Annotated in this window: 10 protein-coding genes; 5 read left to right on the plus strand and 5 right to left on the minus strand. The window is 72.2% G+C overall.

Annotation, left to right across the window (positions count from 1 at the left end; all coding sequences use genetic code 11):
* Nucleotides 1–184: 184 nt before the first annotated feature.
* Entirely contained in the window at nucleotides 185–2,257 is a 2,073-nt protein-coding gene (locus PYR91_RS22735) for a DNA topoisomerase IV subunit B (RefSeq protein ID WP_279782567.1), read from the plus strand.
* Nucleotides 2,258–2,289: 32 nt separating this feature from the next.
* Here the strand turns inward: PYR91_RS22735 and PYR91_RS22740 are convergent, their stop codons facing one another.
* Nucleotides 2,290–2,790: a carbonic anhydrase gene (locus tag PYR91_RS22740; RefSeq protein ID WP_279782569.1), complete on the minus strand. Its 501-nt coding sequence runs from the start codon at nucleotides 2,788–2,790 to the stop codon at nucleotides 2,290–2,292.
* A 145-nt stretch (nucleotides 2,791–2,935) separates the two neighbouring features.
* Between PYR91_RS22740 and PYR91_RS22745 the strand changes: the two genes are divergently transcribed.
* Nucleotides 2,936–3,259, plus strand: a complete 324-nt coding sequence (locus tag PYR91_RS22745) for a hypothetical protein (RefSeq protein ID WP_279782863.1) — start codon at nucleotides 2,936–2,938, stop codon at nucleotides 3,257–3,259.
* 64 nt (nucleotides 3,260–3,323) lie between these two features.
* Here the strand turns inward: PYR91_RS22745 and PYR91_RS22750 are convergent, their stop codons facing one another.
* The gene (locus PYR91_RS22750) at nucleotides 3,324–3,881 is read right to left on the minus strand and encodes a thioredoxin family protein (protein ID WP_279782571.1); all 558 of its coding nucleotides are present in this window, start codon (nucleotides 3,879–3,881) and stop codon (nucleotides 3,324–3,326) included.
* Nucleotides 3,882–4,089: 208 nt separating this feature from the next.
* Here PYR91_RS22750 and PYR91_RS22755 point away from each other — a divergent pair, with 208 nt between their 5' ends.
* Nucleotides 4,090–4,464: a VOC family protein gene (locus PYR91_RS22755; RefSeq protein WP_279782573.1), complete on the plus strand. Its 375-nt coding sequence runs from the start codon at nucleotides 4,090–4,092 to the stop codon at nucleotides 4,462–4,464.
* 130 nt (nucleotides 4,465–4,594) lie between these two features.
* Here the strand turns inward: PYR91_RS22755 and PYR91_RS22760 are convergent, their stop codons facing one another.
* A complete protein-coding gene (locus tag PYR91_RS22760; protein WP_279782575.1) occupies nucleotides 4,595–7,102 on the minus strand; it encodes a DNA topoisomerase IV subunit A in 2,508 nt (835 codons plus the stop codon).
* Between the two features lie 184 nt (nucleotides 7,103–7,286).
* Between PYR91_RS22760 and PYR91_RS22765 the strand changes: the two genes are divergently transcribed.
* The gene (locus PYR91_RS22765) at nucleotides 7,287–9,434 is read left to right on the plus strand and encodes a DEAD/DEAH box helicase (RefSeq protein ID WP_279782865.1); all 2,148 of its coding nucleotides are present in this window, start codon (nucleotides 7,287–7,289) and stop codon (nucleotides 9,432–9,434) included.
* 72 nt (nucleotides 9,435–9,506) lie between these two features.
* On the opposite strand, the gene PYR91_RS22770 is transcribed toward PYR91_RS22765, so the two are convergent.
* Both PYR91_RS22770 and PYR91_RS22775 read right to left on the minus strand, forming a co-directional pair.
* Nucleotides 9,507–10,037 carry an SgcJ/EcaC family oxidoreductase gene (locus PYR91_RS22770; protein ID WP_279782577.1) on the minus strand — a complete coding sequence of 177 codons (531 nt, stop codon included), beginning with the start codon at nucleotides 10,035–10,037 and terminating at the stop codon, nucleotides 9,507–9,509.
* 421 nt (nucleotides 10,038–10,458) lie between these two features.
* Entirely contained in the window at nucleotides 10,459–11,352 is an 894-nt protein-coding gene (locus PYR91_RS22775) for a sugar kinase (protein ID WP_279782579.1), read from the minus strand.
* Between the two features lie 153 nt (nucleotides 11,353–11,505).
* Between PYR91_RS22775 and PYR91_RS22780 the strand changes: the two genes are divergently transcribed.
* A complete protein-coding gene (locus PYR91_RS22780) occupies nucleotides 11,506–14,136 on the plus strand; it encodes a bifunctional GNAT family N-acetyltransferase/acetate--CoA ligase family protein (protein WP_279782581.1) in 2,631 nt (876 codons plus the stop codon).
* The last annotated feature ends 114 nt before the right edge of the window (nucleotides 14,137–14,250 follow it).

Raw genomic sequence — 14,250 nt, forward strand, 5'->3', positions numbered from 1 at the left:
ATGCGTACGTTCCCAATCATGGTCCGGATACGCCGAGAGCAGAATGGGCCCTCACATGGCGGGAATCCGATCGTGTCGAACGCGGGGCTCCCGGTTGGTGGCACGCTGATGGCACGCTGAGGCGCACGAGAAATCAAGAAACGGTAGGCTACGCACACATGTTCGATGCTCGGTGGGAGTGGGAGTGACCGCAGTCAGCACGGAGACGGGCTACACGGCCCGTCATCTGTCGGTGCTGGAGGGCCTGGAGGCCGTCCGCAAGCGCCCCGGAATGTACATCGGGTCCACTGACAGCCGCGGTCTGATGCACTGCCTCTGGGAGATCGTGGACAACGCCGTCGACGAGGCCCTGGCGGGCTTCTGCGACCGCATCGAGGTCGAGCTGTTCCCCGACGGCTCCATCGAGGTCCGCGACGACGGCCGGGGCATCCCCGTCGACGTCGAGCCCAAGAGCGGCCTGCCCGGCGTCGAGCTCGTCTACACCAAGCTGCACGCCGGCGGGAAGTTCGGCGGCGGCTCCTACAGCGCCTCCGGCGGTCTGCACGGCGTCGGCGCCTCCGTGGTGAACGCGCTGTCCGCGCGCCTCGACGTCGAGGTCGACCGCGACGGCCGCGTCCACGAGATCAGCTTCCGCCGCGGCGTGCCCGGCGTCTTCGACGGCGACGGCCCGACGGCCAAGTTCAAGAAGAAGTCCGGCCTGCGCGACGGCGGGTCCGTGCCGAAGAAGACCACCGGCACCCGCGTGCGCTGGTGGGTCGACCGGCAGATCTTCCTGCCCGAGGCCGAGGTCGCGCTCGACGAGATCAGCGTCCGCGCCCGCCAGACGGCCTTCCTGGTCCCCGGCCTCACCATCTCGGTGCGCGACAGCCGGGGGGAGGAGCCGGTCGAGGAGGAGTTCCGCTTCGACGGCGGCATCTCCGAGTTCACCGAGTTCCTCTCGCGCGACGAGGCCGTCTGCGACGTCATGCGGCTGCAGGGCGTCGGCCACTTCCACGAGACCGTCCCGGTGCTCGACGAGCAGGGCCACATGACCTCCACCGAGGTCGAGCGCGAGCTCACCGTCGACGTCGCGGTCCGCTGGGGCAAGGGCTACGAGACCACCGTCCGCTCGTTCGTCAACGTGATCGCCACGCCCAAGGGCGGCACCCACATCAGCGGTTTCGAGCGCGCCCTGGTCCGCACGGTGAACGAGCAGCTCAGGGAGACCCGCCTGCTGAAGAACGGCGACGACCCGGTCACCAAGGAGGACATCCTGGAGGGCCTCACCGCGGTCGTCACGATCCGGGTGCCCGAGCCGCAGTTCGAGGGGCAGACCAAGGAGGTCCTCGGCACCTCGGCGGCCACCCGCATCGTCTCCCACGTGGTGTCCAGGGAGTTCAAGCAGCTCTTCGCCAGCACCAAGCGGGCGCACAAGCTCCAGCTCCGCGCGGTCCTCGAGAAGATCGTCTCGGCCGCCAAGGCGCGCATCGCGGCCAGGGAGCACCGCGACAACCAGCGGCGCAAGAGCGCCCTGGAGAACTCCGCACTCCCGGCCAAGCTGGTCGACTGCCGCAGCGACGCCATCGACCGCAGCGAGCTGTTCATCGTCGAGGGCGACTCCGCGCTCGGCACCGCCCGCGCGGCGCGCGACTCGGAGTTCCAGGCGCTGCTGCCCATCCGCGGCAAGATCCTGAACGTGCAGAAGGCCTCGGTCGCCGACATGCTGAAGAACGCCGAGTGCGCGGCGATCATCCAGGTCATCGGCGCAGGCTCCGGCCGCGGCTTCGACATCGAGGCGGCCCGCTACGGCAGGGTGATCCTCATGGCCGACGCCGACGTCGACGGCGCGCACATCCGCTGCCTGCTGCTCACGCTGTTCCACCGCTACATGCGCCCCATGGTCGAGGCCGGGCGCGTGTTCGCCGCCGTGCCGCCGCTGCACCGCATCGAGGTCACCAACCCCGGGCGCGACAAGCAGAAGTACATCTACACCTACAGCGACGCCGAGCTGCAGAAGGTGCTGCGCGACCTCGAGCGCAAGGGCAGGCGCTGGAAGGACCCCATCCAGCGGTACAAGGGCCTGGGTGAGATGGACGCCGACCAGCTCGCCGAGACCACCATGGAGCCCCGCCACCGCACGCTGCGCCGGGTGCGCATCGAGGACGCCGAGGCGGCCGAGAACATCTTCAGCCTGCTCATGGGCAGCGACGTCGCCCCGCGGCGCGAGTTCATCGTCACCAACGCGGCCGAGGTCGACCGCGACAGCATCGACGCCTGAACCGGCCGGGCCCGGCGGGCCCGGCCGCGTCCTCACAGCTCCACGGGCATCAGTTTGCCGGTGTGGACGTCGTACACGGCGCCGCCGACGGCGACGCGCTCGGGAAGGTAGGGGTAGGTCCGCACGCGCACCAGGTCACGGCGGAGCGCGGCGTCCTGGTCGGCCACGGTGTGGAACTCCAGGCTGCGCGTGTCCATGCCGTACTCCCGGCTGATCAGCTCGTGGACGTCCTCGTCGGTCGACTTGGCCATCCGGCAGTCGGTGTGCGGCATCACCAGCACCCGTTCGACACCCAGTAGGTAGACCCCCAGCACCAGTGTGCGGAGCACGTCGTCGGTGACGCGCGCGCCGGCGTTGCGCAGGATCTTGGCGTCCCCGGCTTGGAGGCCGAGGAGGCCGAGGGGGTCGATGCGCGAGTCCATGCAGGTCACTACGGCGAGACCGCGCAGGGCGCGGCCGGTGAGCGTCGAGTTCTTGAACGCGCGGGCGAACTCCTCGTTGGCGGACAGCAGGTCGTCGAAGGCTCCCATCATGGCGCCAATATTCCCGGATGCCACATTCCGCAACAGCGCCGGGGCACCCGGAATGGCCTTCGCAAAGATCCCACGATCATCCGTCACCCTGGGTGATGATGAGGTCGCTGAAGGTGGAAGATCGTGGAGAGGGCCTCTGGTGGGGATGACCGAATCGCTGTCCGGCTACCTGCGCGCCCGGGCCAGGTGGCGGCTCGACCGCGTCCAGCACAAGGACGCCGGCTGGAACGCGCGCTGCGCCCTGGCGCTGCTGGACGCCGCCGCCTATGTCGAAGTGCTCCCGGAGGACGATCCCCTGGTGCTCGCGCTGGAGGAGGCCGGGTGCTTCGGCGCCCACGGGGGCGGCGAGTTCGAGCCCGGCGAGGCCGTGGCGAGGTTCATCGACTTCTGGCACGAGGGCGAGCCCTGGGAGCTGCTGACCGCCCTCCCCCCGGTCTCCCGGGGGGAGCCCGTGCCCGCGCGCCGCTGACCGCCGGGGCGGTGCCTCGGGGCCCTTGGGCGGCCTCTCACGGGCGGCCCCGCGCACGTCCCCGTCACTCGTTGCCGGGCTTCCACTTGATGCTGCAGCCCAGGCTGGGGTTCTGTGGCCCGGGAACCGGCTGCCCGGCCAGCACCGCGTCGATCGCCGCGCGCAGCGACGCCCCGGTCACCGGCACCCGGTTCGACGGGCGCGCGTCGTCGAACTCGCCGCGGTAGGCCAGGCGCCGGTCGGCGTCGTAGAGGAAGAAGTCCGGCGTGCAGGCCGCCTTGTACTCCTTTGCCACCCGCTGCGTCTCGTCCACGAGGTACGGGAAGGCGAACCCCGCCCGCTCGGCCTGGGCCACGAGGGCGGGCCTGTCGTCGTCCGGGTACCTGACGACGTCGTTGCTGCAGATCGCGAGGGTGGTGAGCCGGTCGTGGTAGTCGGAGGCCAGGGCGCCGATGCCCTGCTCGATGCGCCGCACGTACGGGCAGTGGTTGGACAGGAAGACGACCAGCGTGGCCGGGGTGCTCTTCAGATCGGACAGCGCGACCCGGCCGCCGTCGATCGAGGGCAGGTCGAAGTCGGGCGCGGGGGTTCCCAGCGGAACCATGAGCGAGGTCACAGCCATGCCGCCATTGTCCGTCATGGGGTGACGGGCCCGGCCGGTGCCCCGCTCCGTGGTGCCGCCGCCTGGTTTGGGTGGCGTCACGGGGGAAGCGGGAGGTGCGGGCCCCGGCCAAAGCGGACGGTCCGGAACCCGGATAACCGGTTTCAATCGAAACCGACACCGGTGTAAGTTCAACGCCGGTGTCGGTCATGAGCACACGGGAGTGGCGATGAGCGGAATCGCGGCGATGCGGGCGGTCGTGCTGGACTGCCCCGACCCCAAGGCCCTGAGCGAGTTCTACTCCGCCGTGGTCGGGTGGAAGCCGGCGTACGAGAGCGACGACTGGGTGAGCCTGGCCGACGAGACCGGGAGCTTCAAGCTCTCGTTCCAGCGCGCGGACGACTACCGGGCGCCCGACTGGCCGTCGCCCGAGAAGCCCCAGCAGTTCCACCTCGACCTGACCGTGACCGACCGGGAGAAGGCGGGCGCGGAGGTCGTCGCCCTGGGCGCGGTGAAGCACCCGCACCAGCCGGGTGAGAAGGACGAGGGCTTCACGGTCTACCTGGACCCGGCCGGCCACCCGTTCTGCCTCTGCGACGCCTGACGGCTCACGCGGCGGCGGGTGCCGAGCCCGGCCGCGAGCGAGCCGAAGGGCCCGCCCCCGTGACCGGGGGCGGGCCCTTCGGCATCCGGCGAGGGCCCGCACCGCAGCGGCGGCGGGCCCTTCGTCCGCGCTAGACCTCGGTGTCCAGGGCGACCGCCGCGGCCGAGGCGGGGGTCGGCGAAGCGGCCAGATCGGTGCCCAGGGCCCCGCCGATGGCGGCGACGCCCTGGGCGAGCCGGACGCCCGAGCCGTCGCGGCGGCCCAGCTCGGCCGGAAGATCGACCGGCTTGCCGGTGGAGGACACGGCCTTGACCGGGACGGGCCCGGCCCAGGCCATGATGAGGAGATCCTCGCCCTTGAGGAAGCGCTGCGCGCGGACGCCGCCCGTCGCCCGGCCCTTGGGCGGGAACTCGGCGTAGTCGGACACCTTGGCGCCCCCGGCGTCGGTGCCGGGAAGCGCCGTGGCCGAGCCCGCGATGGTCACGACCCGCGACTCGCGCCCGGGGTCGACCACGCCGAACCAGACCGCCCTGGCGCCTCCGTCGAGCCGGATGCCGGCCATGCCGCCGGCCGGCCGCCCCTGGGGCCGCACCGCCGAGGCGGGGTAGCGCAGGAGCTGCGCGTCGGAGGCGATGAACACCAGATCGTGCTCCTCGGAGGTCAGCTCGACCGCGCCGATGACGGAGTCGTCCGGCTTGAGGCCGATGACCTCGAACTCGTCGCGGTTCACCGGGTAGTCGGGGACCACCCGTTTGACCATGCCCTGGGCGGTGCCCAGCGCCAGGCCGAGGCCCTGCGGGTCGAGCGAGCCCAGGCCCACGACCCGCTCGCCCGGGCTGAGCTCGACGTACTCGCTCACCGGGTGGCCGCCCGACACCGAGGGAGGCGAGGCCGACGGCGGGAGCGCGGGCAGGTCGAGCACGGAGACCCGCACCAGGCGCCCGGCCGACGTCACCACGCCGACCTCGCCGCGCACCGTCGAGCGCACGACCGAGACCAGCACGTCGTGGGAGGAGCGCTCCTCGCCCGAACCGAGCGGGGAGACGCCGGACGTGCGGGCCAGCAGGCCGGTCGAGGAGAGCAGCACCAGGCAGGGGTCGTCGGCGACCTCCAGCGGGATGGCCTCGGAGGCCGGCGTGCCGGCCTCCAGCAGGACGGTGCGGCGGGGCGTGCCGTAGGTCTTGGCGATCTCCTGCAGCTCTCCGGACACCACCCGGCGCAGCCGGTCGTCGGAGGACAGGATGGCGGTGAGCTCGTCGATCTCGCGCTGGAGGGTCTCGCGCTCGCGTTCGAGTTCGAGGCGGTCGAAGCGCGTGAGGCGGCGCAGGGGGGTGTCCAGGATGTAGGTGGCCTGGATCTCCGACAGGTCGAAGACCTCCATGAGACGGGCGCGCGCCTGGGCGGTGTCGTCGGAGGAGCGGATGACCTGGATCACTTCGTCGATGTTGAGCAGCGCGACGATCAGGCCGTCCACCAGGTGCAGGCGCTCCTCGCGCCGGCGGCGGCGGTAGGACGAGCGCCGGCGCACCACTTCGAGGCGGTGGTCGACGTACACGCGCAGGAGCTCGCGCAGACCGAGCGTGCGCGGCTGGCCGTCGACCAGCGCCACGTTGTTGATGCCGAAGGTCTCCTCCATCGGCGTCAGGCGGTACAGCTCGGCGAGCACGGCCTCGGGGTGGTAGCCGTTCTTGATCTCGATGACCAGGCGCAGGCCCTTGTGCCGGTCGGTGAGGTCCTTCAGGTCGGAGATGCCGGAGATCCTCTTGGAGGTCACCAGCTCCTTGATCTTGGTGACCACCCGCTCGGGGCCGACGTTGAAGGGCAGCTCGGTGACGACGATGCCCTTGCGGCGCGGCGTGACCTGCTCGATCGTGGCCTTGGCCCGCATGCGGAACGTGCCGCGGCCGGTCTCGTAGGCGTCCCTGATGCCGGCCAGGCCGATGACGGTGCCGCCGGTCGGCAGGTCGGGGCCGGGGACGAACCGCATGAGCTCGTCGAGCGTGGCCTCCGGGTGCGCGACCAGGTGCCGGGCCGCGGCGATCACCTCGACCAGGTTGTGCGGCGCCATGTTGGTCGCCATGCCGACCGCGATGCCCGCCGCGCCGTTCACCAGGAGGTTGGGGAACGCGCTCGGCAGGACCGTGGGCTCGGTCTCCTGGCCGTCGTAGTTGGGCTTGAAGTCGACGGTCTCCTCGTCGATCGACTGCACCATCAGCATCGCGGCGGGCGCCAGGCGCGCCTCGGTGTACCGCATGGCGGCCGGGAGGTCGTCGGGGGAGCCGAAGTTGCCGTGGCCGTCGACCAGCGGGAGCCGCATCGAGAACGGCTGCGCCATGCGTACCAGCGCGTCGTAGATGGCGGTGTCGCCGTGGGGGTGCAGCTTGCCCATCACGTCGCCGACGACGCGTGAGGACTTCACGTGCCCCCGGTCGGGCCGCAGGCCCATCTCGCTCATCGAGTAGAGGATGCGGCGCTGCACGGGCTTGAGCCCGTCGCGGGCGTCGGGGAGCGCGCGCTGGTAGATCACCGAATAGGCGTACTCCAGGAAGCTGGTGCGCATCTCCATCGAGACGTCGATGTCGACGATGCGCTCCTCGAAGTCCTCGTCCAGCGGGGGTGTGGTAGTCCGTCGGGCCATATCGAACATTGTGCCGAAGGAGCGAACCCCTCCGCGACTCGGCGGCGTTTCCCCCGCCCTCGACCTGCTCGCGGCGCCCCATATCCGCCCGTACCACGGGGCCGTCGGGCCGCGAGGGCCGAAAGTGTCCCACCGAGCTGGTACGAAGGACTCCATGGGCGACGAGAGCGAACCGCGGGCCGCGATGCCATCCCCGACCGCCGCCGGAGGGCCGGCGGCCGGCGAGAGCGAGGCGTCGCTCAGGGAGGAGGCCGAGCGGCGGCTGCGGGCGCTGGCGGGGCAGGACGCCCGGCTCCGGGAGGACCAGTGGGTGGCCATCCGCGCCCTGGTGGTCGAGCGGCGGCGGGCCCTGGTGGTGCAGCGCACCGGCTGGGGCAAGTCGGCGGTCTACTTCGTGGCCACCTCGCTGCTGCGCGCACGCGGGGCCGGCCCCACGGTCATCGTCTCCCCGCTGCTGGCGCTGATGCGCAACCAGATCGCCGCCGCCGAGCGCGCCGGGGTCCGCGCCGCGACGATCAACTCCGCCAACGTCGACGAGTGGGAGCTCGTGCACGCCCAGGTGGAGCGGGGCGAGACCGACGTCCTGCTGGTCAGCCCCGAGCGGCTCAACAACCCCGACTTCCGCGACCTCGTGCTGCCCAAGCTCGCGGCCGGCGCGGGTCTCGTCGTCGTCGACGAGGCCCACTGCATCTCCGACTGGGGCCACGACTTCCGTCCCGACTACCGGCGGCTCCGCACGCTGCTCGCCGGCCTGCCCCCCGGCGTGCCGGTGCTGGCGACCACGGCCACGGCCAACGCCCGCGTCACCCGCGACGTCGCCGAGCAGCTCGGCACCGGCGGCGGCCGGGAGCCCGAGACCGCCGAGACCCTGGTGCTGCGCGGGCCGCTGGAGCGCGACAGCCTGCACCTGAGCGTCGTGCGCCCGGCCACGGCCGAGCAGCGGCTCGCGTGGCTGGCCCAGGCGATGCGCGAGCTTCCGGGGTCCGGCATCGTCTACACGCTCACGGTCGCCGCCACGCAGGAGATCGCCGCCTACCTCCGCGAGCAGGGCCACGAGGTCGCCGCCTACTCCGGCCAGACCGATCCGGCCGACCGCCTCGCCGCCGAGCAGGCGCTGCTGGGCAACCGGCTGAAGGCCCTGGTGGCCACCTCGGCGCTGGGCATGGGCTTCGACAAGCCCGACCTCGGGTTCGTCATCCACGTCGGCGCCCCGGCCTCGCCGGTGGCCTACTACCAGCAGGTGGGCCGGGCCGGGCGCGGCGTCGAGCGGGCGGAGGTCGTCCTGCTGCCCGGCCAGGAGGATCGCGACATCTGGGCCTACTTCGCCTCGCTGGCCTTCCCGCCCGAGGCGGTCGTGCGCGCCACGCTCCAGGCGCTCGGCGAGCGGGGCACGATGTCCACCGCCGCGCTGGAGACCCGCGTCGACCTCAGCCGCACCCGCCTGGAGTCGATGCTCAAGGTGCTCGACGTCGACGGCGCCGTGAAGCGGGTCAAGGGCGGCTGGCAGGCCACCGGGCAGCCCTGGGCGTACGACTCCGAGCGGTACGCCAGGGTGGCCGCCGAACGGGCGGCCGAGCAGCGGGCGATGCTCGGCTACATCGCCACCACCGAGTGCCGCGAGGAGTTCCTGCGCCGCCACCTCGACGACACCACCGCGCGCCCCTGCGGGCGCTGCGACAACTGCACGGGCGTGCACCGCACGGCGGAGGTCGCGCGGGCCGCCGTCGAGGGGGCCAGGGAGCGGTTGCGCCGTCCCGGCGTCGAGGTGGAGCCCCGGCGGCAGTGGCCCACCGGGCTCAAGGAGCTCGGCCTGTCCGGTCGCATCGCGGCCAAGGTGGCGGCCGAGCCGGGCCGAGCGCTCGGGCGGCTGACCGACATCGGCTGGGGCAACACGCTGCGCCGCCTGCTGGCCGAGAGCGCTCCCGACGGGCCGGTGCCCGACGAGGTGTTCGCCGCCGTGGTGGCCGTGCTCAGCTCCTGGGGCTGGGAGCGACGCCCGGGCGCCGTCGTGACGATGCCGTCCGCCACCCGTCCGCTGCTGGTCGCCTCGCTGGGCGAGCGGCTGGCCGCCGTCGGCAGGCTGCGGTACCTCGGCTCGCTGGCCTACCGCCTCGGCCCGCCCGGCCGCCAGCACAACAGCGCCCAGCGGGTGCGCGCCCTGCACGCCACGCTCGGCCCCCCTCCGGCCGACGCCGCCGACCTCGCGGCCGGCCCGGTGCTCCTGGTCGACGACCGCGTGGACACCGGCTGGACCATGACCATGGGCGCCGCCGTGCTGCGCGAGGCCGGGGTCCCCGCCGTCCTGCCGCTGGCCCTCGCCACCACCACCTGACCGCCGGCGGGCACCGATCCCAGACGGTTCTCCGGGACCGGCGGCACGCCCGGCGCTACCCCGTGCGGCTCCTCAGCCTCGTGGGCGGATGAGGGTGTTCTGGAACGAGGTGATCATCCACTGGCCGGCCTGCTTGACGGCGACGTTGGTGTTGATCGAGAGGGCGTCCGGCCGGCAGGCCTTCTCCTGGTTGTAGAGCACGCAGCTCTTGCGGACGATGACCGCCATCGTCGGCGTGATGAACCGCACCTTGTCGTCCATTTCGAGAAGGCGGGTGTTCTTGAGCTGGGTGTTGAAGTACTGCTGGAGCTTGGTGGCGATGGTCGCGCGACCGTGCAGGTGCTCGCCCAGGATGTTCACCAGGTCGGCGTCCGGAGAGTAGATCGAGGCGTACGCCTTGCCGTCCCCCCGCGCCCAGGCGGCTTCCTGGTGCTGCCGCATCTTGGTGAAAGCGGCGAGATCGGACTCGTTGTGCGCCGCGCCCGTGACGGCGGGCGTCGCGCCGCTGGTCGCGGGCGTCACGGCGGCGCCGGTGAGCGCGATGCCGAGCCCGCTCATGAGCGCGATGCCGATCGATTTCCGCCCGTGTCGATGAATGCCCATCGTAAACTCCCGTCGGATGTTGGTCGTCGTCAAACGTGCGAACGTCATCTGATCGACCGTCGACATCCACCACGTGTGCTCCTGCCAGCCCGGCGGATCGCCCGGGCTTACACGGATGGGATCACCGCCCGCTCCGCTGAATACCCGCCGGACGCGGGTGGGCGAAAGCGGTTCCGGTGTGGTGATGTAGGCATGGCGTGTCTTCCGATGCGCGCCCTTGGGCGGGCGTGCCGACGTGGCCTCCTTAGCGAGAAACCTCGATACGTGTCTTACCCCGTTTGTCCGATTTGCTACACATGAATAGAAATGGAGCAATAGGGGCGGAAGGCCCGACTTTCTGGCCGGAGTATCGGCGGGGGATCACGGGTGCGGGAACGCCGGAAGACGTCTCCGCACGCGGAGACGTCCCGTGACCAGGCGGTTACAGGCGGGGGCGGGCGCCGAGGTTGCCGATGGCCTTGGCGGCGAGGGCGTTGCCGGCGGCCAGCGCGTCGGCGGGCTGCTTGCCCTCCAGCCATGGCTGCAGGAACCCGGCCGTGAAGGCGTCGCCGGCGCCGGTGCCGTCGACGATGCGCTCGATGTGGTCGGCCGGGGCGCGCACGGGCTCGGGCCGGTTGTTGGTGTACCAGAGGGAGCCTTCGGCACCCATCTTGATCACGACCTGGGGGAACCAGGCGGTCAGCACCTTGGCGGCGGAGGCGGGATCGTCGCGCCCGGTGAGGACCTTCGCCTGGGACTCGTTGGCCAGCAGCAGCTTGGCGCTGTGCGTCCACTCCAGGAACGGCTCGGCGCCGTTGCGCTCCAGCGGCGCCGCCGAGGCGCAGTCGACCGAGATCGACATGCCCGCGCGGCGCGCGTGGTCGAGCGCGGCCATGCCGGCGTCCCGCGAGCCCTCGTTGAGCAGGGTGTAACCGGAGACGTGCAGGTGACCGCCCTGCATGAACAGGTCGCGCGGCAGGTCTTCGGGGGAGAGGGCGGCGTTCGCGCCTGGATCGGAGAGCAGCGTGCGCTCGCCCTTGTGGGTCACCAGCACGACACAGGTGCCGGTCGGCCGGTCGGGATCCATGACCAGGCGGGCGTCGACGCCGTACCCCATGAGCTCCATGTCACGGTTACGGCCTGTGATGTCGGCGCCGCGGCGCCCGACGAAGGCCACCTCGGCACCCTCTACCGCGAGCCAGGAGGCGATGTTGGCTCCGGATCCGCCACCGTGCATGGTGACGACGGCCGGAGTGTCGCTCGCCCTGGCGAGAGGGTAGCGGGCGCGCGCGACCGCGTCGGTCATGAGATCGCCCACCACGACAACCCGCGTCATGATGTCACCACCTTGTTGGCACTACAGGAGGCTGCTGACAGAAAACCTAACAGCTTCAAGCCAGGGCGTGGGGCATAGAGCGGACACCCGGGCACAGTCGATGCACAAGCGTTGCCCAACGATCCAGACACCGCGCCATTTACCCTCATCAATGTGGAACCTCACTACCCCGCTCATTGGGAGGCCGACGTCGTCCTGGCTGATGGAGGCACCGCTCACCTCCGGCCGATCCGGCCGGCCGATGCCGACCTGCTGCGCGCGTTCTACTCCCGTCTGTCCGACCAGTCCATCTATTTCAGGTTCTTCGGGCCGCGGCCGCGCCTCTCCGACCGGGAGGTGACGTGGTTCACGACCGTGGACTACGTCGACCGGGTCGCGCTTATCGCAACGATAGGTGCGGACATGGTGGCCGTCGTCCGGTTCGATCGGATCGGCACGGAGAACAGTGCCGAGGTGGCGTTCCTCGTCGAGGACGCCCACCAGGGCAGGGGCGTGGCGGGCGTCCTGATGGAGCACCTGAGGGCGGCGGCCAAGGAGCGCGGGATCAGCACGTTCGTTGCCGACGTGCTGCCCTCCAACTCGCGGATGGCGGCCTTCTTCCGCCAGGCGGGCTACACCGCGCAGAGCCAGTTCGAGGACGGCGTCGTCCGCATGATCCTCGACCTGGCGGCGACCGAGACCGCGCGCGAGGTCACCACGGCCCGCGAGCACCGCGCCGAGGCGCGGTCCATCAAGCGGCTGCTCACGCCCGGCTCGGTCGTGGTGGTCGGCGCCGGGCGCGAGGCGGGCGGCATCGGGCAGACGGTGCTGCGCAACCTGCTGGGGGCCGACTTCAACGGCCCGGTCTACCCCGTGCACCGCGAGGTGCGCGCCGTGGCCGGCGTGCGCGCGTACAAGAGCGTGTCGGCGATCGACGGCGACGTGGACCTCGCCGTGGTCGCGGTGCCGGCCGAGTCCGTACTGGACGTGGTGGAGGAGTGCGCGGAGAAGGGGGTCAAGGGCCTGGTCGTCGTCTCCTCCGGCTTCGGGGAGACCGGGCCGGAGGGCCGGGCCCGCCAGGACGACCTGGTGCGCATCGCCCGCGCGTACGGGCTTCGGGTGGTCGGGCCCAACTGCCTGGGCATCGCCAACACCGACCCGGCGGTGCGCCTGAACGCCACCCTGGCCGCCACCCTTCCCGGCAGGGGACGCGTGGGCTTCTTCAGCCAGTCGGGCGCGCTCGGCACCGCGCTGCTGCAGCGGGTCGCCCAGCGCGGCATGGGCATCTCGACGTTCGTGTCCGCGGGCAACCGGGCGGACGTCTCCGGCAACGACCTGCTGCAGTACTGGGAGGAGGACCCGGCCACCGACGTCGTCCTGCTCTACCTGGAGTCGCTGGGCAACCCGCGGAAGTTCGCCAGGCTCGCGCGCCGCACGTCCCGCAGGAAGCCGATCGTCGTGGTCAAGAGCGGCGGCACCACCCAGGGCGTTCCGGTCGGGCACGCCGCGCCGGTGCTGGGGCTGCCCGACCAGGCCCTCAGCGCGCTGTTCGAGCAGGCGGGGGTCATCCGGGTCGACGACCTCACCCAGCTCTTCGACGTGGCCGAGCTGCTCGCCTACCAGCCGCTGCCCGCGGGCAACCGGGTCGGCGTGGTCAGCAACTCCGACGCGCTCGCGCTGCTGGCGGTGGACGCGTGCGTGGCGGCCGGGCTGGAGCCGTGCGCGCCCGCCAACCTGGGAGCCCGGGCGGGCGCCGCGGAGTACCGACGGGCCCTGGCGTCGCTGACCTGCGAGGTGGACGCCATCGTCGCGATCTACATGCCGCCCGTTCCCGGCGACGCCGTCGAGGTCGGGGCCGAGCTGGTGCGGGCCGCGCGCGAGTCGGGCGTGCCGGTGCTCGCCACCTTCGAGGGCCGCATGGGCATGCCCGGCGAGCTGCGCGTCCCCGGCGGCGACGGCGACCCCGCCAAGGGCGCGATCCCGTCCTACCCGGCGCCCGAGGAGGCCGTGCGGGCCCTGGCGCACGTGGTGCGCTACGCCCGCTGGCGCGAGCGCCCGCACGGCGTCTTCCCCGAGCTGCGGGACGTCGACACCGCGGGCGCCCAGGCCGTGCTGGCGGGGATCCACGCCGGCGGCCACTCCGGCGCGGTGGACGCCGCCGAACTGCTCGCCAGGTACGGCCTGGACGTGTGGCCGGCCGAGACGGTGACCTCGCCGGAGGAGGCCGTGGCGGCGGCGGGGCGGCTCGGCCTGCCCGTGGTCGTGCGGTCGGCCGATCCCGGGCTCACCCACCGGGCGGGCACGGTCCGGCTCGGCCTGGCCGATCCGGCGGCCGTGCGGGGGGCGTACGAGGACCTCGTGGCTCGGCTGGGCGAGGGCGTCGCGCTGGCGGTGCAGCGCATGGCCCCGCAGCCCTCGGTCCCGACAGTGGTGCGCATGGTGGACGACCCCGACTTCGGGCCCGTGGTCTCGTTCGGGCTCGGCGAGGTGACCGCGCGGCTGCTCGGCGACGAGGCTTTCCGGCTGGCGCCCCTCACCGGCGAGGACGCCGCGTCGCTCGTGCGGTCGATCCGGGCGGCGCCCCTGCTGTTCGGCCGGCACGGCTACCCGCCCGTCGCGGTCGGCGCGCTGGAGGACCTGCTGGTCCGGGTGGGACGGCTGGCCGACGAGCTGCCCGGGGTCGCACGCCTGGACCTCGATCCCGTCCTGGTGGGGGAGGCGGGCGTGAGCGTGCTGGGCGCCCGCGCCGTGATCCGCGACCCCGTCGGCCCGCGCCCTGACCGGGGCCCCCGGCGCCTGCGCTGATCACCCGCCGGGGTTCTGGGGTGGATCACGGCGTAAGCAAAGGTTTGTAACTTTCGCGGCTTTCGAGACCTATGACAGTCATGGGGAAGAAGTGGCCGGAGGGGCCCCGGCCGC

The sequence above is a fragment of the Sphaerisporangium sp. TRM90804 genome (assembly GCF_029846175.1).
Classification (GTDB): domain Bacteria; phylum Actinomycetota; class Actinomycetes; order Streptosporangiales; family Streptosporangiaceae; genus Sphaerisporangium.

What these genes read in the sequence shown, in the direction of transcription:
- PYR91_RS22760 (WP_279782575.1), bottom strand. Translation starts at nt 7,102, where the DNA reads ATGGCCCGACGGACTACCACACCCCCGCTGGACGAGGACTTCGAGGAG.
- PYR91_RS22755 (WP_279782573.1), top strand. Translation starts at nt 4,090, where the DNA reads ATGAGCGGAATCGCGGCGATGCGGGCGGTCGTGCTGGACTGCCCCGAC.
- PYR91_RS22775 (WP_279782579.1), bottom strand. Translation starts at nt 11,352, where the DNA reads ATGACGCGGGTTGTCGTGGTGGGCGATCTCATGACCGACGCGGTCGCG.
- PYR91_RS22770 (WP_279782577.1), bottom strand. Translation starts at nt 10,037, where the DNA reads ATGGGCATTCATCGACACGGGCGGAAATCGATCGGCATCGCGCTCATG.
- PYR91_RS22750 (WP_279782571.1), bottom strand. Translation starts at nt 3,881, where the DNA reads ATGGCTGTGACCTCGCTCATGGTTCCGCTGGGAACCCCCGCGCCCGAC.
- PYR91_RS22740 (WP_279782569.1), bottom strand. Translation starts at nt 2,790, where the DNA reads ATGATGGGAGCCTTCGACGACCTGCTGTCCGCCAACGAGGAGTTCGCC.
- PYR91_RS22745 (WP_279782863.1), top strand. Translation starts at nt 2,936, where the DNA reads ATGACCGAATCGCTGTCCGGCTACCTGCGCGCCCGGGCCAGGTGGCGG.
- PYR91_RS22765 (WP_279782865.1), top strand. Translation starts at nt 7,287, where the DNA reads ATGCCATCCCCGACCGCCGCCGGAGGGCCGGCGGCCGGCGAGAGCGAG.